Origin of the sequence: Massilia atriviolacea, from assembly GCF_003953935.1 — a bacterium.
Taxonomy (GTDB): Bacteria; Pseudomonadota; Gammaproteobacteria; order Burkholderiales; family Burkholderiaceae_D; genus Telluria_A; species Telluria_A atriviolacea.
The window spans coordinates 146,547-168,738 of sequence record NZ_RXLQ01000004.1 but is presented as its reverse complement, the minus strand read 5'-3'; the positions used below and the strand labels follow the sequence as shown (position 1 = coordinate 168,738).

21 protein-coding genes are annotated in these 22,192 nt (G+C 65.3%); 14 read left to right on the top strand and 7 right to left on the bottom strand.

Annotated elements, in window-relative coordinates; translation table 11 throughout:
• The first annotated feature begins 12 nt into the window (after positions 1 to 12).
• From minC to minE, 3 genes are read left to right on the top strand one after another with little or no spacing between them, the layout of a single operon-like run.
• The gene (gene minC, locus EJB06_RS08755) at positions 13 to 759 is read left to right on the top strand and encodes a septum site-determining protein MinC (protein ID WP_126073636.1); all 747 of its coding nucleotides are present in this window, start codon (positions 13 to 15) and stop codon (positions 757 to 759) included.
• Between the two features lie 27 nt (positions 760 to 786).
• Positions 787 to 1,602 (top strand): septum site-determining protein MinD, encoded by an 816-nt coding sequence (gene minD, locus EJB06_RS08750; RefSeq protein WP_126073635.1) that lies wholly within the window; start codon positions 787 to 789, stop codon positions 1,600 to 1,602.
• Between the two features lies 1 nt (position 1,603).
• Entirely contained in the window at positions 1,604 to 1,855 is a 252-nt protein-coding gene (minE, locus tag EJB06_RS08745; protein ID WP_126073634.1) for a cell division topological specificity factor MinE, read from the top strand.
• A gap of 49 nt (positions 1,856 to 1,904) precedes the next feature.
• Here minE and EJB06_RS08740 read toward each other — a convergent pair whose 3' ends face one another.
• On the bottom strand, positions 1,905 to 2,396 hold the full coding sequence (locus EJB06_RS08740; RefSeq protein ID WP_164557870.1) for a hypothetical protein: 492 nt from the start codon (positions 2,394 to 2,396) through the stop codon (positions 1,905 to 1,907).
• Positions 2,397 to 2,641: 245 nt separating this feature from the next.
• Here EJB06_RS08740 and EJB06_RS08735 point away from each other — a divergent pair, with 245 nt between their 5' ends.
• A complete protein-coding gene (locus EJB06_RS08735; RefSeq protein ID WP_126073633.1) occupies positions 2,642 to 3,331 on the top strand; it encodes a response regulator transcription factor in 690 nt (229 codons plus the stop codon).
• A 28-nt stretch (positions 3,332 to 3,359) separates the two neighbouring features.
• Here EJB06_RS08735 and EJB06_RS08730 read toward each other — a convergent pair whose 3' ends face one another.
• A complete protein-coding gene (locus EJB06_RS08730; protein WP_126073632.1) occupies positions 3,360 to 4,001 on the bottom strand; it encodes an Abi family protein in 642 nt (213 codons plus the stop codon).
• Positions 4,002 to 4,354: 353 nt separating this feature from the next.
• Here EJB06_RS08730 and hemA point away from each other — a divergent pair, with 353 nt between their 5' ends.
• The 8 genes from hemA (at position 4,355) to EJB06_RS08690 (ending at position 13,362) form a co-directional block, all read left to right on the top strand.
• Entirely contained in the window at positions 4,355 to 5,629 is a 1,275-nt protein-coding gene (gene hemA, locus EJB06_RS08725; RefSeq protein WP_126073631.1) for a glutamyl-tRNA reductase, read from the top strand.
• Between the two features lie 78 nt (positions 5,630 to 5,707).
• Positions 5,708 to 6,784, top strand: a complete 1,077-nt coding sequence (prfA, locus tag EJB06_RS08720) for a peptide chain release factor 1 (RefSeq protein WP_126073630.1) — start codon at positions 5,708 to 5,710, stop codon at positions 6,782 to 6,784.
• Positions 6,785 to 6,893: 109 nt separating this feature from the next.
• Entirely contained in the window at positions 6,894 to 7,367 is a 474-nt protein-coding gene (locus EJB06_RS08715; protein WP_126073629.1) for a disulfide bond formation protein B, read from the top strand.
• A gap of 2 nt (positions 7,368 to 7,369) precedes the next feature.
• Positions 7,370 to 8,218 carry a peptide chain release factor N(5)-glutamine methyltransferase gene (gene prmC, locus EJB06_RS08710; RefSeq protein ID WP_370660119.1) on the top strand — a complete coding sequence of 283 codons (849 nt, stop codon included), beginning with the start codon at positions 7,370 to 7,372 and terminating at the stop codon, positions 8,216 to 8,218.
• A gap of 47 nt (positions 8,219 to 8,265) precedes the next feature.
• Positions 8,266 to 10,086, top strand: a complete 1,821-nt coding sequence (locus EJB06_RS08705) for a DUF885 domain-containing protein (RefSeq protein ID WP_126073627.1) — start codon at positions 8,266 to 8,268, stop codon at positions 10,084 to 10,086.
• Positions 10,087 to 10,217: 131 nt separating this feature from the next.
• Complete coding sequence (gene gshA / locus EJB06_RS08700) at positions 10,218 to 11,810, top strand: glutamate--cysteine ligase (protein WP_126073626.1); 1,593 nt, start codon at positions 10,218 to 10,220, stop codon at positions 11,808 to 11,810.
• A gap of 21 nt (positions 11,811 to 11,831) precedes the next feature.
• Entirely contained in the window at positions 11,832 to 12,875 is a 1,044-nt protein-coding gene (locus tag EJB06_RS08695) for a histone deacetylase family protein (RefSeq protein ID WP_126073625.1), read from the top strand.
• 19 nt (positions 12,876 to 12,894) lie between these two features.
• Complete coding sequence (locus tag EJB06_RS08690) at positions 12,895 to 13,362, top strand: GNAT family N-acetyltransferase (protein WP_198420792.1); 468 nt, start codon at positions 12,895 to 12,897, stop codon at positions 13,360 to 13,362.
• On the opposite strand, the gene EJB06_RS08685 is transcribed toward EJB06_RS08690, so the two are convergent.
• The 4 genes from EJB06_RS08685 to EJB06_RS08670 all read right to left on the bottom strand — a co-directional run bounded on the left by EJB06_RS08685 (position 13,359) and on the right by EJB06_RS08670 (position 18,146).
• The gene (locus EJB06_RS08685) at positions 13,359 to 14,411 is read right to left on the bottom strand and encodes an HAF repeat-containing PEP-CTERM protein (RefSeq protein ID WP_164557869.1); all 1,053 of its coding nucleotides are present in this window, start codon (positions 14,409 to 14,411) and stop codon (positions 13,359 to 13,361) included. The genes EJB06_RS08690 and EJB06_RS08685 overlap by 4 nt on opposite strands.
• Before the next feature lie 62 nt (positions 14,412 to 14,473).
• Positions 14,474 to 15,547, bottom strand: coding sequence for a DUF3466 family protein (locus tag EJB06_RS08680; protein ID WP_126073622.1), 1,074 nt, complete (start codon positions 15,545 to 15,547; stop codon positions 14,474 to 14,476).
• Positions 15,548 to 15,690: 143 nt separating this feature from the next.
• Entirely contained in the window at positions 15,691 to 16,143 is a 453-nt protein-coding gene (locus tag EJB06_RS08675) for an FKBP-type peptidyl-prolyl cis-trans isomerase (protein WP_126073621.1), read from the bottom strand.
• 122 nt (positions 16,144 to 16,265) lie between these two features.
• Positions 16,266 to 18,146, bottom strand: coding sequence for a potassium transporter Kup (locus tag EJB06_RS08670; RefSeq protein WP_126073620.1), 1,881 nt, complete (start codon positions 18,144 to 18,146; stop codon positions 16,266 to 16,268).
• Positions 18,147 to 18,403: 257 nt separating this feature from the next.
• Between EJB06_RS08670 and rarD the strand changes: the two genes are divergently transcribed.
• Positions 18,404 to 19,270, top strand: coding sequence for an EamA family transporter RarD (gene rarD / locus EJB06_RS08665; RefSeq protein WP_126073958.1), 867 nt, complete (start codon positions 18,404 to 18,406; stop codon positions 19,268 to 19,270).
• Positions 19,271 to 19,331: 61 nt separating this feature from the next.
• Here the strand turns inward: rarD and EJB06_RS32460 are convergent, their stop codons facing one another.
• Complete coding sequence (locus EJB06_RS32460) at positions 19,332 to 20,102, bottom strand: choice-of-anchor L family PEP-CTERM protein (RefSeq protein WP_229426982.1); 771 nt, start codon at positions 20,100 to 20,102, stop codon at positions 19,332 to 19,334.
• A 301-nt stretch (positions 20,103 to 20,403) separates the two neighbouring features.
• On the opposite strand from EJB06_RS32460, the gene ettA reads away from it, so the two are divergent.
• Positions 20,404 to 22,071 carry an energy-dependent translational throttle protein EttA gene (ettA, locus tag EJB06_RS08655; RefSeq protein ID WP_126073619.1) on the top strand — a complete coding sequence of 556 codons (1,668 nt, stop codon included), beginning with the start codon at positions 20,404 to 20,406 and terminating at the stop codon, positions 22,069 to 22,071.
• Positions 22,072 to 22,192: the final 121 nt, after the last annotated feature.

Here is a 22,192-nt window from a genome sequence, read left to right as displayed (position 1 = left end):
CACGACTCGTCTATGCTCAAAAGCCCGTCCCAACTGCCTATCGAAATCAAGATATCCACCGTGGTGGCGATCTCCACGATTCTGTATTCGGCCGACCCGCTGGCCATCGATGCGGCGCTCAAGCAGATGACGGGCGGCTCGGCCGATTTCTTCGAAGACGAATTCGCCGTGATCGATATCAGCGCCCTGGCCGAGAACGCGCCGCGCATCGACTGGGACAAGATGGTCGGGCTGCTCAAGAAATACCACCTGAACGCGGTGGCCGTGCGCGGCGCCCCGGCTTCCATGCACGAGGCGATCCGCGCGCGCGGCCTGTCGCTCGACGACGGCGCCAGCGGCGACAAGGCGCGCGCCGACACGCCGGCGCCGGCCGCCGCCGCGCCGCCCGCCGCGCCCGCCCCCCTCGTCACGCCCGGCACCATGATCATCGACACCCCGGTGCGCGCCGGCCAGCGCGTGTACGCGCGCGGCGGCGACCTGATCGTCACGGCGGTGGTCAACAACGGCGCCGAGATCATCGCCGACGGCAGCATCCATATTTACGCGTCGCTGTTCGGACGCGCACTCGCGGGCGCGTCGGGCAATGCCGATGCGCGTATCTTCGCCATGGCAATGCAGCCCGAACTGGTCTCGATCGCCGGCGTCTACCGCACCTTCGAAGATGGCTTCGCGCCGCAGCTGGCGCGCCAGCCCACGCAAATCCGCTTGATCGGCGACCGAATCGATATACTGTCGATCAGTCCGGCCTCCCGCGTTTAAATACCAGATACGAAAAAAGGACCCCCTGTGGCACGAATTATTGTTGTGACTTCCGGCAAGGGTGGCGTCGGCAAGACGACCTCCAGCGCCAGCTTTTCCACCGGCCTGGCCATGCGTGGCCACAAGACCGCCGTGCTCGACTTCGATGTCGGCCTGCGCAATCTCGACCTGATCATGGGTTGCGAACGGCGCGTCGTCTACGACCTGATCAACGTCATCAATGGCGAAGCCTCGCTCAACCAGGCGCTGATCAAGGACAAGCACTGCGACAACCTGTTCATCTTGCCGGCCTCGCAGACGCGCGACAAGGATGCCTTGTCGGAAGAAGGCGTCGAACGCGTGCTGCACGACCTGATCAACATGGGTTTCGAATACATCATCTGCGATTCGCCGGCCGGCATCGAGCATGGCGCGCTGATGGCGCTCACCTTCGCCGACGAAGCGATCATCGTGACCAATCCGGAAGTGTCGTCGGTGCGCGATTCGGACCGCATCCTCGGCATCATCCAGGCCAAGTCGCGGCGCGCCCAGACCGGCGCCGAGCCGGTCAAGGAACACCTCTTGATCACGCGCTATTCGCCGAAGCGGGTCGAGAACGATGAAATGCTGTCCTACCAGGATGTGCAGGAAATCCTGCGCATTCCCCTGGTCGGCATCATCCCCGAATCCGAGTCGGTGCTGCACGCATCGAACCAGGGCAATCCGGCGATTCATTTCAAGGGCACCGACGTGGCCGAGGCCTACGAGGACGTGGTCTCGCGCTTTCTCGGCGAGGACGTGCCGCTGCGCTTTACCAGCTATGAAAAACCAGGCATATTCCAGCGCATCTTCGGAGTAAAGTGATATGGCCCTGCTTTCATTCCTGTTCCCCTCCAAGCCGAAAAGCGCCACCGCGGCCAAGGAGCGCCTGCAGATCATCATCGCGCGCGAACGCGGCCAGCGCACCGGCCCGGATTTCCTGCCGGCGCTGCACCGCGAACTGCTCGAAGTGATCTCGAAGTACACGCGCGTCAATCCGGACGACATCAAGCTGTCGCTGGACCGCCAGGGCAACCTGGAAGTGCTCGAAGTAAACGTGGTGCTGCCGGACACCTGATGCGCCGGCTGCGCCTCGGCAGCACAGCCGAGGCGGCAAGCCCGCAACGCTAGGCGGCGCGCGCCGCCAGCAATTCCTGCGCCACCGTGGTGCACGCCTCCACATGGTCGTAGCCCAGCTTGCGGAACACGGTAAACCCGATCGCCGCCGAGGCCAGCTGGCCGGCCAGCGGCACGAAGCGCGCGGCCGACTTGGCCAATACCCTGGTCCCGGCGCGCTTGAGCAGGCGCGCGGCCAGCTGGCGCGTGATCAATTTTCCAACCATCATCCCGCCCACGCCCGCCGCCGCGCCGAACACGATGCGCTTGTAGGCCGGCTGCAAGTGCTCGACCTGTTCGGCGGTCAGGCCGAAGGCGGCGTTGACGTCGTTGACGAGGCCGGTCAGCATGCTCAGGTCGGACATCACATCGAGGCCGGGAACCGGCAGCGCCGAGACGCCGGCCGAGACGGCGGCGCGGTTGCGCACCATGCGGCGGCAATCTTCGCGGACTTGCAAAATAGCTTCCGCATTGCCTGGAATCGTTGTCAAGTCATCGTTCATGGTGCTCCTTTCGATATGTAAATTTCCTTCAAGACTCAAAAAGTCGATTGAAATCGGGGTTTTTCCAGTGTACCGTGTAATCAGGCGAGGGGATGGCACGACAGATCAGTTCGTTGCCGGGTGTAAATTAATGTGTTCCAATTAAGTGTTGCTTTGTAAAAGTCTGTTATATTCAGAGTAACTATTCATTAGTCAAAAGGTAGGACTCCTCCTACGACACGTTTTTACGTTCGACACATGCCATCATGAGAATTGCAGTCCTAGACAATGACCGCAGCCAGGCAGACCTGATCTGCCAGGTGCTGACCTCCGCCGGACACGTCTGTCAGTCATTCGACAGCGGTAAGGATTTGCTGGGACAGCTGCGTAAAGACAGCTTCGACATGCTCATTCTCGACTGGCAGGTGAGCGATATGAACGGCACCGAGGTGCTGCGCCGCGCCAAGGAAAAGCTGCCGGCCACCACCCCGATGATGTTCCTCACCAACAGTTCGGCCGAGGACGACATCGTGGCGGGCATCGGCGCCGGCGCCGACGATTACATGGTCAAGCCGCTGCGCCGGGGCGAACTGGTGGCGCGCGTGCAGGCGCTGCTGCGGCGCGCCTATCCGGCCCAGAACGGGGCCGAACAACTGCAGTTCGGACCGTATATTTTCGAAACCCGGCCCGGGCGTCTGTTGATGGATGGCAATGTCATCGATGTCACGCACAAGGAATTCTACCTGGCACTGTTGTTTTTTCGGAATATCGGCCGGCCGCTGTCGCGCGCCTATATCCACGAAGCGGTGTGGATCCGCGAAACGGCGGTACCCTCGCGCACCATGGATACCCATGTGTCGCGTGTAAGAAACAAATTGCAGCTGCGCCCGGAGAACGGCTTCCGGCTGGTGCCGGTGTACAGCTACGGCTACCGGCTGGAAAAGCTGGGGGTGTGAGCACTGAGGCAGCGCCAGCCGGATGCTGTCACGGCCGGCAAGCGGCCCATGCGGCAGGCAGGGGATCGTAGCTGGCCAGCCATCGCGCCAGCTGGGGATCGATCCAGCCGATCACTTCCGTTCCCCTGGCGTGCAAATCGAGCAGGCCGGGGCGCAACCACAATAGCGGCTCGTGGTGGAATACCCGATTGCGCAAGTCGCGCATCTGATTCAGTGCCGATGAGATGGCCTTTCGCTTGCGCAGCGGTTTCGGACAGTGCGGAAATGCCAGGCGCAGGTCTTTCCAGACGACAGTTGCGAAGCTGCCGTTGAAGAGCGAACTCCAGAAACCGAAGTTTAACTCCGCCACAATTTTGTCGGAGGTGGCGCTTTCGGCACGCCGTTGCAGCCGCTCCTTTGCGCCGTTGACCTCCTTGGTCTGGCGCGCAAAGGCCGGATTGCCTGCCAATACTTCCCACCAGTCGGGCCGCCGGTACAGCGCGGACATGCGACTGTGAATACCATTTCTGAGCGCAATTTCCAGGACACTCAGCATGGGTGTCATCGCGCCAGCCAGCAGCATATTGTTCACATACACGGATGCGGCCTTGGCTTCATCGCCCGGGCACAAGGCCCAGTAACGGCCCAGCCTGGCAGCTGAAAAATGTCGTTCCAGGTCGGTCCATTTCATATCGGTACCTGCTTGATTTTTAGGCACAGGGTGCTATAATTTTGTCGCAGCCCTAGGAATGTCCTCTCCCAGCCACCCTTACTGGTGATGACACTAGGTCCGATCTTGGCCCCGGTCCGCCGGGGCCATCCAGAATTCCGCCAAACCCGCCTCCCGGCGGGTTTGTCATTGTTTGACCGGCATGTTCGCCAATGGTTCAGCTGATTCCCGATTGCCGATCCGGCAACCAGCGCCCCCGCTGTCCCGCTTCATCGCTCCCAAGCGTTGCCCTCCTGCACCAAAAACCCCTCCTTTCGGTAGGCCATTGCCACATCACGGTATAATGCCGGCATACCTCCGTACACTGTAAAGCCATGCAACTGCTCGCCGTCGGCCTCAACCACACCACCGCACCGGTCTCGCTTCGCGAGCAGCTGGCGCTCGCGCCCGACCAGCTCGGCCAGGCGGTGCAGGCGGCGCGCGGCTGGTTTGCCCGCATCGACAACCGCGGCGGCGACGAAGCGGCCATCCTCTCGACCTGCAACCGCACCGAGATGTACGCCGCCAGCGACGTCGCCAACCCGCTCGATGCGAGCGCCCACTTCCTGGCCGACTACCACAAGCTCAACTTCGCCGAACTGCGCCCGCATCTGTACATGCTGCCGCACGATGCCGCCGTGCGTCATGCATTCCGGGTCGCCTCCGGGCTCGACTCCATGGTGCTGGGCGAACCGCAGATCCTCGGCCAGATGAAGGACGCGATGCGCCTGGCCGACGAAGCCGGGGGCCTGGGCACCTACCTGCACCAGCTGTTCCAGCGCAGTTTTTCGGTGGCCAAGGAAGTGCGCACCACTACCGAAATCGGGGCCCACAGCGTGTCGATGGCGGCCGCCGCGGTGCGCCTGTCGCAGCGCATCTTCGACAAGATCTCCGACCAGAACGTGCTGTTCATCGGCGCCGGCGAAATGATCGAACTGTGCGCCACGCACTTCGCGGCCCAGAACCCGAAGAACATCACCATCGCCAACCGCACCATGGAGCGCGGCGAAACGCTGGCGCACCGCTTCAACGGCAAGGCGATCCGCCTGGCCGCCCTGCCCGAGCAGCTGGCGCAGTTCGACATCGTCATCTCCTGCACCGCGTCCTCGCTGCCGCTGATCGGCCTGGGCCTGGTCGAACGGGCGATCAAGGCGCGCCGCCACAAGCCGATGTTCATGGTCGACCTGGCCGTGCCGCGCGATATCGAACCGGAAGTCGGCCGCCTCGACGACGTCTTCCTGTACACCGTCGACGACCTCGGACAGGTGGTCCAGACCGGGCTGGAAAGCCGCCAGGCCGCCGTGGCCCAGGCCGAGGCCATCATCGAAACGCGCGTGCAGTCCTTCATGCACTGGATCGACGACCGCGCCATGGTGCCGGTGATCCAGGACCTGCAAGAAAATAGCGAAGCGATGCGCCTGTTCGAACTCGAACGCGCCAAAAAAATGCTGGCGCGCGGCGACGATGTCGACGCCGTGCTGGACGCCCTCTCCAAGGGCCTGACCGCCAAGTTCCTGCACGGCCCGCAGCAGGCGCTGCACCGCGCCCAGGGCGACGAGCGCGCCCGCCTCGCCAGCCTGCTGCCCCAGTTGTTCCGCGGCCGCCGTTAGCGCCCGCGCCGCCGCGCCGCGTGCGCGCGGCCGTACGCCGTTCTTCCCTGTCAGCCCCCTTTACCTTATCCGGACCCTATGAAACCATCGATGCTGGCCAAGCTGGATCAACTGGCCAACCGCCTTGTCGAACTTGACGAATTGCTCATGAGCGAAGGCGCGACCGCGAACATGGACGCCTACCGCAAGATGACGCGCGAGCACGCCGAAATCGGCCCGCTGGTGGCGCTGTTCAAGGAATACCAGCGCGCCCAGGACGATATCGCCGAAGCGCAGGAGATGCTGGCCGACCCCGACATGAAGGACTTCGCGCAGGAAGAAATCGAGGCCGGCAAGGCGCGCGTGGCGCAGCTGGAGCTGGACCTGCAAAAGATGCTGCTGCCGAAGGACGTCAACGACGAGCGCAACATCTTCCTCGAAATCCGCGCCGGCACCGGCGGCGACGAGTCGGCCCTGTTCGCAGGCGACCTGCTGCGCATGTACGTGCGCTTCGCCGAACGCAATCGCTGGCAGGTCGAGACGGTCTCGGAATCGGCCTCGGACCTGGGCGGCTACCGCGAGGTGATCGTGCGCCTGATCGGCAACGGCGCCTACTCCAAGCTCAAGTTCGAATCGGGCGGCCACCGCGTGCAGCGCGTGCCGGCCACCGAAACCCAGGGCCGCATCCACACCTCGGCCTGCACCGTGGCCGTGATGCCCGAGGCCGATGAAGTCGAAGACGTCAACATCAACCCGGCCGACCTGCGCATCGACACCTACCGCGCCTCGGGCGCCGGCGGGCAGCACATCAACAAGACCGATTCGGCGGTGCGCATCACCCACCTGCCGACCGGGATCGTGGTCGAATGCCAGGACGACCGCAGCCAGCACAAGAACAAGGCCTCGGCGCTCAAGGTGCTGGCCGCGCGCATCAAGGACGTGCAGCTGCGCGAGCAGCAGTCGAAGGAAGCGGCCACCCGCAAGAGCCTGATCGGCTCGGGCGACCGCAGCGAGCGGATCCGCACCTATAATTTCCCGCAGGGCCGCATGACGGACCACCGCATCAACCTGACCTTGTATAAACTCGACTTCATCATGGACGGCGAACTGAGCGAGCTGACCAATGCGCTGGCGGCCGAACACCAGGCCGAATTGCTGGCGGCCCTGGGCGACTGAACGGCGCGGATTAAGCCATCGGTAAGCCGGACGTTGTAGACTGTACAATGCTGCGTACCCACGCCGCATGTCGCGAGACCAATAAAAAACACTTCTAGGACTTGAAACGATGCCCAACAACCGCACGATCCTGATGACCCTTTCCGCGATCTGCTTCGCCCTGCTCGGCGCGGCGCTGTATCTGCAGCACTACAAGAACATGCTGCCCTGCCCGCTGTGCGTGATCCAGCGCTACGCCTACTTCTTCTGCGGACTGGTGTGCCTGGCGGCGGCCTCGGCCAGGCAGTTCAAGCTGTGGAGCTTTTTCGGCCTGGCCGGCTCCCTGACCGGCCTGTTCTACGCCGGCAAGCAGCTGTGGGTGCTGGCCCATCCGGGCCTGTCGTGCGGCATCGACCCGATGCAGACCATGCTCAATAAAATCCCGACCGCGATCTACCTGCCATGGATTTTCGAGGCCGACGGCCTGTGCGAGGATGCGGTCGACACCCTGTTCGGCCTGTCGATCCCGCAATGGTCGGCACTCTGGTTCGCCATCATCAGCGTGGCGCTGCTGGTCGTGCTGGCACGGCGCAGCAACCGCTGATCGTGGCCGCCATCGTCGCCGGCGCGCGCGTCGGCGCGCTGCAATCGCTGCTGCCGCTCGACCCGCTGGAAAACCGCATCCTGGCCTGCCATGCGCTCGGCATCACGCGCATCGGCCTGATCACCCAGTCGGAACGCGCGCTCACGGAGCCCGAGGCCGAGGCGCTGGCGGCGCTGGTGCAGCGGCGCCTGGCGGGCGAGCCGATTGCCTACATCGTCGGCAAGCGCGAATTCTACGGCCTCGATTTCGCCGTCAGCGAGGCCGTGCTGATTCCCCGTCCCGATACCGAACTGCTGGTCGAACTGGCGCTCGAACGCCTGCCAGTGCGCGGGCGCATGCTCGACATGGGCACCGGCAGCGGCGCCATCGCGGTGGCCGTGGCGCACACCCGGCCCGACGCCGGCGTGACCGCCCTCGATGTCAGCGCCGCCGCGCTGGCCGTGGCGCGCGCCAATGCGGCCAGCAACCGCGCCGCCGTGCGCTTCGTGCAAAGCGACTGGTTCGGCGCCATCGCCGGCGAGCGCTTCGACCTGGTCGTCTCGAATCCCCCCTACATCGCCGCCGGCGACGTCCACCTGGCCCAGGGCGACCTGCGCTTCGAGCCGGCCGGCGCGCTGACCGACCATGCCGACGGCCTGTCGGCCCTGCGCACCATTGTGGCGGGCGCGCCACACCATCTCGCGCCGCAGGGCTGGCTGCTGATGGAGCACGGCTACGACCAGGCGGCCCAGGTGCGCGCCCTGCTGGACGCCGGCGGCTACGGCGAGGTGCGGAGCTGGCGCGACCTGGCCGGCATCGAACGCGTGAGCGGCGGACGGCTCGGCGGTGGACAGCTGAGCGGCACTACATAAGTTCTGCGGTGCAAGGTACGCACCGTCCCCTTTGCTAAAATGACCAGATGCGCAAACTGATCGCCAGCTGTGTCCTGATGCTCGCCCCGCTGCACGCCGGCGCGGGCCAGGCCGCCGCGCCCGAACGGTCGGTGCCCGACAAGCCGGCAGCGGAACGCGCCGCCGCCGAACGGCCCACGCCCGACCAGCAGGCGCGCGCGCTGTTCGACAGCGACTGGGAATGGCGCCTGCAAAACCAGCCCGAATACGCCACCTCGCTGGGCGACTACCGCTACGACACGCTCCTGAGCGACACCACCCTGGCCGCCAGCCGGGCCGCCAATGCGCACCAGCGCAAGATGCTGGAACAGGCCGGGCAGATCGAGCGCGACAGGCTCTCGCCCCAGCAGCAGCTGTCCTACGACCTGTTCGTGTGGGAAAAGCAGCAGGCGGTCAAGGCGGCCGCGCTGTACCCGTTCCAGGCGCAGCCGATCAGCGCCTACGCCGGCATCCACGTCACGCTGGCGCAAGTGGCCGCCCAGATGCCGTTCGCCACCGAGAACGACTACCGCAACTACCTGGCGCGCCTGGACGCGGTGCCGGCCCATGTCTCGGGCCTGATCGAGCAGCTGCGCGAAGGCATGCGCAGCGGCTGGGTCGCGCCGAAAGCGGCGGTGCGCGGCGTGCCGCCGATGCTCAGGCAACTGCGCGAAAACGCGGTCGACGGCGCGCTCGGCCTGCCCTTCCGCCAGATCCCCGCCACCATCGACAAGCCGGTGCGCGATGCGCTCGCGCTGGCCGGCCCGGTCATGCTGCGCAACCGCGTGGCGCCGGCGCTGCAGGAGCTGGAAGACTTCCTGCGCAACGAGTACGTGCCGGGCGCGCGCGACAGCATCGCGGCCAGCGCGCTGCCCTCCGGCCTCGATTACTACCTGCTGGCGGTGGCGCGCCAGACCACCGTCGACATGGCGCCGGCCGCCATCCACGCGCTCGGCCTGAAGGAAGTGGCGCGCCTGCGCGGCGAGATGACGGCGGCGATCGCGCGCACCGGATTTTCCGGCAGCTTCGCCCAGTTCATCGCGTTCGCCAAGACCGATCCGCGCCTGTTCTATACCAGCGGCGACGCGCTGCTGGCGCGCTACCGGCGCATCATCGCGCGCGCCGGCGCGGCCGTGCCGAAACTGTTCGCGGCCGTGCCCGCGCAGGAGGTGCTGGTCAAGGCGGCCACCGGCCCGGGCACCGAAAAACAGGGCGCGGCCTGGTACGAGGCCGGCAGCGCCGACCGTCCGGCGGCGTTCGTGGTCAACACCTCGCTGATGGAAACGCGCCCCATGTGGGAGATGGAAACGCTGGCCCTGCACGAAGCGCTGCCCGGCCACCACCTGCAGGTGGTGCGCGCGGCCGGCATCGCCGACCTGCCGGCCTTCCGCCGCCACGGCTGGCACGCGGCCTACGGCGAAGGCTGGGCCCTGTATGCCGAGACGCTCGGTCCCGAACTGGGTTTTTACAAGGACGCGTTTTCGGCCTTCGGCCACCTCAACGCCGAGATGTTCCGCGCGGTGCGGCTGGTGGTCGACACCGGCATCCACACCCAGGGCTGGACGCGCCAGCAGGCGCTCGACTACATGAACGCCAACACCGCCAACGCGCCCGGCGACAACGAACTGGAAGTGGACCGCTACATCGCCTGGCCGGGACAGGCGCTCGGCTACAAGGTCGGGCAGCTGAAGATCCGCGCGCTGCGCGACAAGGCGCAGGCCGCGCTGGGCGAAAAATTCGACATCCGGCGCTTTCACAGCGTGGTGCTCGATAACGGGCCGCTGACCCTGGCGCTGCTCGAACAGCAGGTCGACGCCTGGATCGCGGCGGCCAGGAAGCCGGCCTCGTAGCCGATCGCATTGCATATAAAATAAGAAAGCCGGCCCCATCCCAGCAGGAAATCCGGACCTCGGGCGCGCTTGCCGGATTTCGGTTAATCTCGCAGCACTTACCTATTTGGCAGTACAAGAAAGGATTCACCGTGTCGAACCAACTGACCCGCCGCCTGGCCCTGCTCGACGATGATGAACACCGCGCCCTGCTGGGCCAGGGCCTGCGCGGCATCGAGCGCGAAACCCTGCGCGTGGACCGCGCCGGACGCCTGGCGCGCACGCCGCACCCGGAAGCGCTGGGTTCCGCCCTGACCCACCCGCAGATCACCACCGACTACGCCGAAGCCCTGCTCGAATTCATCACGCCGGCGGAAAACGATATCGGCACCACCCTGCACAAGCTCGACGCCATCCACCGCTACGCCTACACCAAGCTGGGCGACGAGATGCTGTGGAGCGAATCGATGCCGTGCGAGCTGCCGGCCGAAGCCGAGATCGACATCGCCTGGTACGGCAAGTCGAACATCGGCATGCTCAAGCATGTGTACCGGCGCGGACTGGCGCTGCGCTACGGCAAGGCGATGCAGTGCATCGCCGGCATCCACTACAACTACTCGCTGCCGGAGCAGATGTTCCAGCTGTTCTCCAGCAGCGAAGGCATCGCCGAAGAACGGCGCAGCGCGCTGCGCGACTTCCAGTCCGAAAGCTACATCGCCCTGATCCGCAACTTCCGCCGCTACAGCTGGCTGCTGATGTACCTGTTCGGCGCCTCGCCGGCGCTGTCGACCGGCTTCCTGCGCGGGCGCGAACACCAGCTCGACACGCTCTCCGGCGACACCCTGTACCTGCCGTATGCGACCAGCCTGCGCATGAGCGACCTCGGTTACCAGAACGATGCGCAGTCGGGCCTGACCCCGCACGAGAATTCGCTGGAGAGCTACGTCACCACCCTGATGGACGCGGTGAACCGCCCCTACAAGCCGTACCAGGCGCTCGGCACCAAGCGCGATGGCGAGTGGATCCAGCTGTCGACCAACGTGCTGCAGATCGAGAACGAATACTATTCGACGATCCGGCCCAAGCGCGTGATCCGCACCGGCGAGCGCCCGGTGCAGGCGCTGTGCAAGCGCGGCGTGCAGTACATCGAAGTGCGCTGCCTCGACGTCGATCCCTTCGAGCCGATCGGCATCAGCGTCGAGACGGGCCGCTTCATGGATGCCTTCCTGCTGTTCTGCGCGCTCGACGAGAGCCCGCTGATCAACCACATGGACAGCCAGGTGCACGCCCGCAATTTCGCGCGCACGGTGAAGGAAGGCCGCCGTCCGGGCCTGACCCTGACCCGCAACGGCGAAGAAGTGGCCTTGCAGGAGTGGGCCAACCAGCTGATCGAGCGCATCGCCCCGGTGGCGGCGCTGCTCGACAGCCAGCACAACGAAGACGGCGTGCATGCCGCCTCGCTGGCGGCGCAGCGCGCCAAGGTCGCCAATCCGGCCCTGACGCCGTCGGCGCGGGTGCTGGACGAGGTGCGCGCGCTCGGCTCGGCGGCCGCGTTCGGCCTGCGCCAGAGCGAGCTGCATGCGGCGGCGTTCCGCGACAGCCCGCTGATGCCGGCCGAAGCGGCGCTGTTCGACGAGATGGCGGCCGCCTCGCTGGCCGAACAGCTGATCGTCGAGCAGACCCAGACCGGCAGCTTCGACGACTTCGTGGCCGCCTACAACAGCAGCACACTGTGTGGCGACTAGGGCAGCGAGCGGGGAACGGCCGTGCTGACCTTCTATAACGAACACCATGCCCAGCACCGCGGGCGCCACGAGATGTTTCGCGGCGCCCTCGTGCCCTGCTTCGAAAAGCCGGAGCGGGTCGACATGGTGCTGGCCGAATTCGAACGGCGCGGCCTGGGCAGGATCGTCACGCCGCACGGCGTGTCGCTGGTCTCGCTGGAACGCATCCACACGCCGCGCTACCTGCACTTCTTGCGCAACGCCTGGAGCGAGTGGGTCGCGCTGGACGAAGCCAATGCCGACAAGGACGCGTTTCCGTCGGTGTGGCCGATCCGCGGCATGCGCAGCGATATCGAGCCCGATAATTTCGCCGCGCGCATGGGCCTGTACTCGATGGACAGCGGCACCCCGCTCACGGCCGGCACCTGGATCGCCGCCAAGACCGGCGCCGACTGCGCGGTCAATGCCGCGCATGCGCTGCGCCTCGGCGAACGCGGCACCTTCGCCCTGACCCGCCCTCCCGGCCACCATGCGGGCGCCGATTTCTTCGGCGGCTACTGCTTCCTGAACAATGCCGCGCTGGCGGCCCAGCACCTGCTCGACGACGGCGCCAGCAAGGTCGCCATCCTCGATATCGACTACCACCACGGCAACGGCACGCAGAGCATTTTCTACGGCCGCAACGACGTGCTGTTCATCTCGATCCACGCCGATCCGCGCACCGAGTATCCGTTCTACCTCGGGCACGCCAACGAGACCGGTGAAGGCGAGGGCACCGGTTACAACCTGAACCTGCCGCTGGCGGCCGGGTCGACCCCGGCCCAGTGGTTCCTGGCGCTGGAATCGGCCTGCGTCAAGCTGGCCAGCTTCGCGCCCGATGCGCTGGTGGTCTCGCTCGGGGTGGACACCTTCGCGGGCGATCCGCTGTCCTCGTTCGCGCTGCAAAGCGGCGACTTCCTGCGCATCGGCGAGCGCATCGCCCATACCGGCCTGCCGACCGCCTTCGTGTTCGAAGGCGGCTATGCGGTCGGCGAGATCGGCATCAATGTCGTCAATGTGCTCGAAGGCTTCGAAACCGCTAACTAGAACCATGAAAGGCCCCACCATGCCACGCAATCCGCCCATCGATTGGGAATGGCGCCGCTTCGACCAGCTGTCCGGCCGCGACCTGTACGCGCTCATGGCCAGCCGCCAGGATGTGTTCATCCTCGAACAGCGCTGCCTGTACCCGGACCTCGACGGCTACGACCAGGGCGCGCACCACCTGCTCGGCTGGCACACGGTCGACGGCGCGCGCGTGCTGGCCGCCTACCTGCGCTGCATCGCGCCCGGGGTGAAGTTCGACGAGATGTCGCTCGGGCGCGTGCTCACCACCAAAGGCGCGCGCGGCGGCGGCAGCGGACGCGCGCTGCTGGCCGAGGGCATCGCGCGCGCCGAACGCCAGCATCCGGGCCAGCGCATCCGCATCGGCGCCCAGCAGCACCTCGAAGGGTTCTACGCCAGCTTCGGCTTCGCCACCGTCAGCGCCCCCTACGACGAAGACGGCATCATGCACATCGATATGCTGCGTTAAGCGCGGCGCCGGCGCCGCGCCGCCGCCAGCAGGCCCAGTCCCGCCAGCAGCATGGCCGCGGCCTGCGGCTCGGGCACGGGGCTGGTCAGCTGCAGCAGCAAGCCGCCGCAGCCGCCGCTGTCGTGGCAGCCGTAGGCGGCGATCTGGCCCAGGTCGTTGATGCCGGCGGCGCTGTGCACGGTCCAGCCGAGCGCGGGGTCGATCAGGGTATTCAGGTCGCTCATGGCGCCGTTGGCGTAGATGAACGCAAAGAAGGGCACCTGCAGCGCCCCGCCCAGGTTGCCGACGACCTCGCCCCGGTTGTTGAGCGCCGTGCCCCAGGCGGCCAGGCCGTACATGCTGCCCAGGACTTGCGTCATCCCGTTGGTGTACAGGTAGGCCGACTCCGGCCCGTGCCAGTCGGTGCCGGTGACCTGGCCGGCCTGGTTGACGGCGTTGGCGGTACTGCTGCCCGAGGGCGAATAGTTGAGCGCGCTCATGACGTCGTTCTCGTAGATGAAGGCCGTCTGCGGCGGATGGAATTCGCCCTGCCCCAGCGAACTGCCGACCACGCGCCCGGCGTTGTTGATGCCGGTGGCCCAGATGCTTTGGCCGCCCAGCTTGCCGATGTCGCGCAGCCGGCCGTCCTGGCGCACGAAGGCGCCCCAGCCGGCGCTGGGCGCATGAAATATCCCCGCCACCTGGCCCAGGTCGTTGATCGCCATGCCGCGCGTCATGTCGCCGCCGCCGACGAGGCCGAGGTCGCTCATGACGCCCTTGCTGTAGATGAAGGCGTGCTCTTCGCCGCTGGCCGTGAGCGCGCCGCCGGTGACCTCGCCGAAGCGGTTGAGGGCGGCGCCGCTGCTGCTGGCGCCGCCCAGGGTGCCGAGGTCGATCCCGCCCGCGCTCGACCACAGGTAGGCGTGGTCGTTGCGGGTGCCGACGACCTGGCCCGCATTGTTGATGCCGGAAGGGGACATTCCATCAGGCAAAACGGTCAGGGTATAGGCCGGCGCGGCGGCGGCGGTGGCGGCGGACAGCAGCAGGGCAAGTGCAAGGGGAGTCGACATGGCGAATTCCTCGAAGGTGGACCAGCTGCCATCGTGCGCGCCGCACCGCCGCGTACCCTGTGTTATGTCATGCGCAGGCGGCGCCAGCCCAGCATCCCCAATCCGGCCAGCAACATGGCCCAGGTCCCCGCCTCGGGCGCCGGGCTCGGTTGCAGCAGCAGGCCGCCGCATTCGCTGCCGCCGAGGCGGCAGCCATAGGCGGCGATCTGGCCGCTGTCGTTGATGCCGGTGGCGTTGTGCACGGTGTAGCCGAGCGCCGGATCGATCAGGGTGTTCAGGTCGATCAGGGCGGCGCCCTCGTACAGGAAGGCGGCCGAGCCGTTCTCGCCGGGCGTGTCGGAGCGCCCCACCACCTGGCCGCCCCGGTTGACGGCGTGGGCGAAGCTGCGCCGTCCGCCCAGGGTGCCGAGGTCGCTCATCTTGCCGTTAGCGTACAAAAACGCGTGCTCGCTGCCCTGCACCCAGGCATTGCCGACCACCAGGCCGGCCTCGTTGATGTCGGCCGCCGCGCTGTAGCTGCCGCCCAGGGTGCCGAGGTCGCTCATGCGGCCGTCGGCGTACAAAAAGGCGTGCGCCAGCCAGGGCGTGCTGTCGTCGAGCGCCGACACCCCGACCACGTGCCCGGCATTGTTGATGCCGGCCGCGTAGGCGAAGTTGCCGCCCAGGGTGCCGAGGTCGGTGCTGGCGCCGCCGCTGTACAGGAAAGCGCGATAGGACGTGCTGTCCAGATACTGGCCGGCGATCTGTCCGCCATCGTTGATGGCGGTGGCAAGGCTGTCGATGCTGGCCGGGACGGGCAGTGCGGCCAGGCTGCCGCCCGCATGGCGCACCGCGCGCGCGGCGCCGCTGGCGAGCCTGGCATAGCCGGCCGCCTGGCCGGCCCGGTTGATGGCCGCGGCCGAGCTGTCGGTGCCGCCCAGGGTACCCATGACGGCGAGCGTGCCGGCGGACCAGATGAAGCCGCGCCGGCCGTCGGCAGTGGGATGGTCGCCGACGATCTGGCCGGCATTGTTGATGCCGAGCGGATTGGTCGCGGCGGGCAGGGGCGTGACGCTGTAGCGCGGCGCGGCAAGGCCGGCGAGCGGCGCCATCAGCACCGGCAGCAGCAGCGCCGGCAAGCGTGTACGGAGGGACATGGCGGGATCCTTTCATGGTCTGAAAAGATCCAGCATCGGCCGACTTGGGCCGCTTTCCTTGAGGCGGATCAGGCGCGCGCCGATGCGATGGCGATCGCTGCGGCGCGCGCCACATCGGCCCCATCAGTGGGCCGGCGGGGAAATTACTTGACTTCGGTCAGTTCGATGTCGAACACCAGGCCGGCGTTGCCTGGAATGACGCCGCGGCCGGCGCTGCCGTAGGCCTTGGCGGCTGGAATCGTCAGGGTGCGCTTGCCGCCCACTTTCATGCCCGGGATGCCGTCGGTCCAGCCTTCGATCAGGTTGCCCTTGTTCAGCGCGAACGTGGCCGGCGTCTTGCCGACGGTGGTTTCGAATTGCGTACCCTTGTTGTCCGGTTTGGACGAATCGTACAGCCAGCCGGTGTAGTGCACGGTGATGTTCTTGCCGAGCGCGGCTTCGGCGCCGGTGCCGATCGAGATGTCCTTGCTGGAGAAGGCGGCCGGGTTGGTCACTGCCAGCGGCGGCACCTGGACCGGGCTGTTATCCGAACTGCCGCAAGCGGTCAGGGCGAGCGTGGCAACGAAGGCGGCGACGAGAGTAAGCTTGAGTTTCATGAAATCCTTGGGCGGTGACGGAAAAAGTTGCCAAAGTTTAGCAGCTTTGCCGCTCACCGCACTATCCATGTCGCATCAAAATTGTGGGCTTTGTGTATCGATTTGTATTTTGCCCGCAACGATCAGATCTCGACCTGGGTACCCAGTTCGATCACCCGGTTCGGTGGTATCTGGTAGTAGTCGGCGGCGCCGCGCGCATTGCGCGACATGGTCACGAACAGATGCTCGCGCCATGGCGCCATGCCGCCGCCCGGGGCCGAAATGACGGTCTGGCGCGCGATGAAGAAGGAAGTTTCCATCATCTCGAACGGCAGGCCGTGGTCGGCGCACTGGACCAGCACCTTGGGAATGTCCGGCTCGTCCTTGAAGCCGTAGTAGACATTGATCTGGAAGCAGTCGTGGCCGAGCGCGGTCACCTTGACCTGTTCGGCTTCCGCCACCCATGGCTCTTCCATCATGTGCACGGTGAGGAACACCACGCGCTCGTGCAGCACCTTGTTGTGCGACAGGTTGTGCAGCAGCGCGTGCGGCACGCCGTCGCTTTCGCCGCGCAGGAAGATGGCGGTGCCGTACACGCGGGTGGGCGGCGCCACGAACAGCGACTCCAGGAATTCGTCGAGCGGGATGGCGTGCGACTGCAGGTTTTCGAACACCAGCTGGCGCCCGCGCTTCCAGGTCATCATGGCGGTAAACAGGATCGCGCCCAGCAGCAGCGGGAACCAGCCGCCATGGAACAGTTTCAGGGTGCTCGACGAGAACAGCATGATGTCCATCACGATGAAAAAGCCGGTCGCGCCGAAGCACAGCACCAGCGGCAGGTGCCAGCGGTAGCGCGTCACGAAGAAGGTCAGGATGGTGGTGCACAGCATGGTGGCGGTGACCGCGATGCCGTAGGCGCCGGCCATGTCGTCCGAGGACTGGAAAATCATCACGCCGATCAGCACCACCACCAGTTGCAGCCAGTTGACGGCCGGGATGTAGATCTGGCCGATCTCGCTTTCCGAGGTGTGCAGCACGCGCATGCGCGGCATCAGGCCCAGCGCGATGGCTTGCTTGGTCATCGAGAAGGTGCCGGAAATGGTCGCTTGCGAAGCGATCACGGCGGCCATGGTCGAGAGCAGCACCAGCGGGTAGATGCTCCAGCTGCCGAGCTGGTTATAAAAGGGGTTGCTGACGTGCTCGGGGTGCATGATCAGCAGCGCGCCCTGGCCCATGTAGTTCAGCGCCAGCGCCGGAAAGGCGATCAGGAACCAGGCGGCGCGGATCGGCTTCTTGCCGAAGTGGCCCATGTCGGCGTACAGCGCCTCGGCGCCGGTCAGCGACAGCACCACCGCGCCGAGCGCGATGAAGGCGGTGTACTGGTTTTCCAGCATGAAGCGGAAAGCATGCAAGGGATTGAGCGCGGCCAGGATCTGCGGCGCCTCGACGATGTTGACCACGCCCATTGCCGCCAGGGCGGCGAACCAGGCCAGCATGACCGGGCCGAACCAGCGCCCGATGCCGGCCGTGCCGCGCCGCTGCAGGGAATACAGGGCCACCAGCACCACGGCGGTGATCAGCAGCACCACCCAGTTGGGGATGCCGGGCAGCGCCACTTCCAGGCCTTCGATCGCGCCGAGCACCGAAATGGCGGGCGTGATCACGCTGTCGCCGTAGAACATGGTGGCGCCGAACACCCCCAGCACCATCAGCGGGAAATACCATTTGGAGGCCTTGGTCACCGAATTGAGCGCCAGCGCCATCAGCGCCATGATGCCGCCTTCGCCGCGGTTGTCGGCGCGCAGGATCAGGGCCACATACTTGAGCGAAACGATCAGGGTCAGGCCCCAGAAGATCAGGGAAATGATGCCCAGCAGGTTGGGGGTATTCAGGACCAGGCCGTGGTCTTCGTGGAACACGGCCTTGAGGGTGTACAGGGGACTGGTGCCGATATCGCCGTAGACGATACCGACGGCGGCCAGGGTCAGGGCCGCCAGGCTGCTTTTCTTGTGTTGCGCTGTCAAGATTGCACCATGTTCTTGTTTTGGTGCATTGCACAATAGAAGATGACCGTATAAAAAGCAAGCACAATTCGTTGCATCATTCACACCTCAGGTTACAGCAAGAATCCACTTGCTTTCGAAGACGCCATGATAAACGCAGAGTGCGCATGAAGGCGTTCGCGATGCGCATTCTTGCCTCGTCGGGAATTGCCCGGCAGCCAGCAAGCTTCCACTAACTGCGGGATAATGTTGATCCAATGAATCTCTGATTGTCACTCATGCGTACCGGCATCCTGTCCGCCGCCCTGGCCTTCCTGTGCTGGGGTTTGTTTCCCTTGTATTTCCACGCCCTCAAAGACGTTCCGCCGGCCCAGATCATGGGCCACCGGGTGCTCTGGTCGCTGCTGTTCCTGGTCATCGTCCTGACCGTCCGGCGCCAGTGGACATGGCTGGGAGAGCTGCGCCGGCAGCCGCGCGTGGTCGCCAGTTTCGCCCTCAGCGCCCTGCTGCTCAGCCTGAACTGGCTGCTGTACATCTGGGCCGTCAACAGCGGCCACGTGATCGAAGCGAGCCTGGGCTACTTCATCAATCCCCTGTTCAATGTGATGCTCGGCTTCCTGGTGCTCAAGGAAAGGCTGCGCGTGGTCCAGTGGCTGGCGATCGGGCTGGCCACCTGCGGCGTGCTGTGGCTGACCTGGCAGGCCGGGCGCATGCCGTGGATCGCGCTGCTGCTGGCCGCTTCCTTCGGCGGCTACGGCCTGCTGCGCAAGACCGCCTCGCTGGGCGCGCTGGAAGGCTTGTCGTTCGAAACCATGCTGCTGTTCCCGTTCGCGCTCGGCTTCGTGGCCTGGCTGACCATGACGGGCGATAACGCCTTTCTGAACACGCCCTCGGACGGCACGCGCTGGCTGCTGATCGCATCCGGCCCGATCACCGCCATTCCGCTGCTGCTGTTCGCCAGCGGCGCGCGCAAGATTCCCCTGTCGGTGCTCGGTTTGCTGCAGTACATCGGGCCGACCATTCAGCTCAGCCTGGGGATCTTCCTGTTCCACGAAGCCTTCAACCAGGAACGCATGATCGGCTTCGCCATCATCTGGAGCGCGCTGGCGCTGTATGCGGCCGAGGGACTGCTCAGGCGCAAGTAAGCCGGCGGCGCGAATGTAAAAACAGCGGCCCGGGCCGCTGTTCTTGCTGCAGGCGCGGGGATTACGCCGCTTTTTTGCGCTTGGCGACGCCGAGTCCGGCCAGGCCCAGGCCGAGCAGGGCCAGGCTGCCCGGTTCCGGCACGCCGACCGGGTCGGCCGAGAAGGTGCCGCCCTGGATGAACACGCCCGAATCGAGGTTGGTGTCGCCCCGGTCCTGGATCAGGAATTCGAAGGTGTTCACGCCGACCAGGCCGGACGCCTTGGCGGTCATGACCGTGGTCAGGCCGTCGTAGCCGGTATCGACGGTCTGCTTGGCATTGTCGCGGTAGAAACCGGGATTGAACTTGTTGTTCACGTTATTGATCGACACCACGCCATTGTTGCCTGGCACCAAGGCGATGTTCACGCCGTTGAGCTTGAGCTCGAACAGGTCGTTGAACTGGGAACCGACGAATTCATTGTATTCCTCGGACGCGAACACATAGTTGAAGAAGACGTTGCCGGTGGAGCTGGTGAAATCGAACTTGAGCGAGGTGGTCCTGCCGCCGCCGGAGCAGCTGCCGCCGTTGTTGCCGCCGATGGCGCAGTTGGTGGTGCCGGTGGTCAACAGGACGCCTTGGCCGAAACCGATATTGCCGCCTTCGGTAAACAGGCCGCTGGCGGCCGGCGTGGCGCTGGCCAGGGCGGCGTTGCTGATCTTGACTCCCGCGCCCACCAGGGCATTGGCCAGGGCATCGGCGCTGGTGCTGTTGGTCACGAGCAGTGCGTGCGCCTGGCTGGCGGCCAGCATCAGGACGGCCGAGAGCACGCTGCGGATCGAGTGAGATGTCATTGTCTGTTCTTTTCAGGTAAGCGTTGGAGGTGAGTTTTATCGGAGCGTGTTGCTCGTTGAAAATAAAGCAATATCCATACCCCCAACTAAAAGATGCACTGAATCAATGACTTAAGGCAACATTGCACTTGAACATTTTTAAAAGTGTAAAGTTTTCCGACATGACCCGGCGGCACGGCATGCAGCCCGCATGGCGCGCGCCCTTGCGGCGGGGCGCCCGCGCTTGCGGCGCAGGAAAGGGCCAACAGCGGGGCGACTTATTGTATCCTGTTGACCTTCCGTTCCCATTTCAAGAAACTCAATGGCCAATTACGTCTATACCATGAATCGCGTGGGCAAAATCGTCCCGCCCAAGCGTCAGATCCTCAAGGATATTTCCCTGTCGTTCTTCCCCGGAGCCAAGATCGGCGTGCTGGGCCTGAACGGCTCCGGCAAGTCGACCTTGCTGAAAATCATGGCCGGGATCGACACCGACATCCAGGGCGAAGCCGTGCCGATGCCGGGCCTGAACATCGGCTACCTGCCGCAGGAACCGCAGCTCGATCCCGAGCAGACGGTACGCCAGGTGGTCGAATCGGGCCTGGGCGAAGTGTTCGAGGCGCAAGCCAAGCTGGAAGCGGTGTACGCGGCGTATGCCGACGAAGACGCCGACTTCGACGCGCTGGCGACCGAACAGGCGCGCCTGGAAGCGATCATTTCGACCTCCGACGGCGGCAACCTGAACCTGCAGCTGGAAATGGCCGCCGACGCGCTGCGCCTGCCGCCGTGGGACGCCAAGATCGGCATCCTGTCCGGTGGCGAAAAGCGCCGCGTGGCGCTGTGCCGCCTGCTGCTGTCCAAGCCCGACATGCTGCTGCTCGACGAACCGACCAACCACCTGGACGCCGAATCGGTCGACTGGCTCGAACAATTCCTGCTGCGCTTCCCGGGCACCGTGGTCGGCATCACCCACGACCGCTACTTCCTCGACAACGCCGCCGAATGGATCCTGGAACTCGACCGCGGCCACGGCATTCCGTGGAAAGGCAACTACAGCTCGTGGCTGGAGCAAAAGAGCAACCGCCTCAAGCAGGAAGAAGCGACCGAGTCCTCGCGCCAGAAGACCATCGCCAAGGAACTCGAATGGGTGCGCCAGAATCCGAAGGGCCGCCAGGCCAAGAGCAAGGCCCGCCTGGCGCGCTTCAACGAATTGTCCGAGCACGAATACCAGAAGCGCAACGAGACCTCCGAGATCTTCATTCCCGTGGCCGAGCGCCTGGGCAATGACGTGATCGAATTCAAGAACGTCTCGAAGTCCTTCGGCGACCGCATGCTGATCGAGAACCTGTCGTTCACCATCCCGCCGGGCGCCATCGTCGGCATCATCGGCCCCAACGGCGCCGGTAAATCGACCCTGTTCAAGATGATTACCGGCAAAGAGCAGCCGGACAGCGGCGAAGTGGCGATCGGCAAGACCGCGCGCGTGTCCATCGTCGACCAGAACCGCGACGACCTGGCCAATACCAAGACCGTGTTCGACGATGTGTCGGGCGGCGCCGACATGCTCACCGTGGGCCGTTTCGACATGCCCTCGCGCGCCTACCTGGGCCGCTTCAACTTCAAGGGTTCGGACCAGCAAAAGATCGTCGGCAACCTGTCCGGCGGCGAACGCGGCCGCCTGCACCTGGCCAAGACCCTGCTGCAAGGCGGCAACGTGCTGCTGCTCGACGAACCGTCCAACGATCTGGACGTGGAAACCCTGCGCGCGCTGGAAGATGCCCTGCTCGAATTCGCCGGCAGCGTGATGGTCATTTCCCACGATCGCTGGTTCCTGGACCGCATCGCGACCCACATCCTGGCCTTCGAAGGCAACTCGCAAGTGACCTTCTTCGACGGTAACTACCAGGAATACGAAGCCGACAAGAAGAAACGCCTGGGTGAAGAAGGCGCCAAGCCGAAGCGCATCCGCTACAAGCCGCTGACGGTGTAAGCGATACAGCAGGCGCGGCAAGCCACCCCTGCGCGGGGTGGCGCCAGCGCTTTTTGCAGTACAGTCCGCTTTAAATCCGCTCCACCTTTGCGCCAATCGAACGACAAGCCGCGCCTGCCCG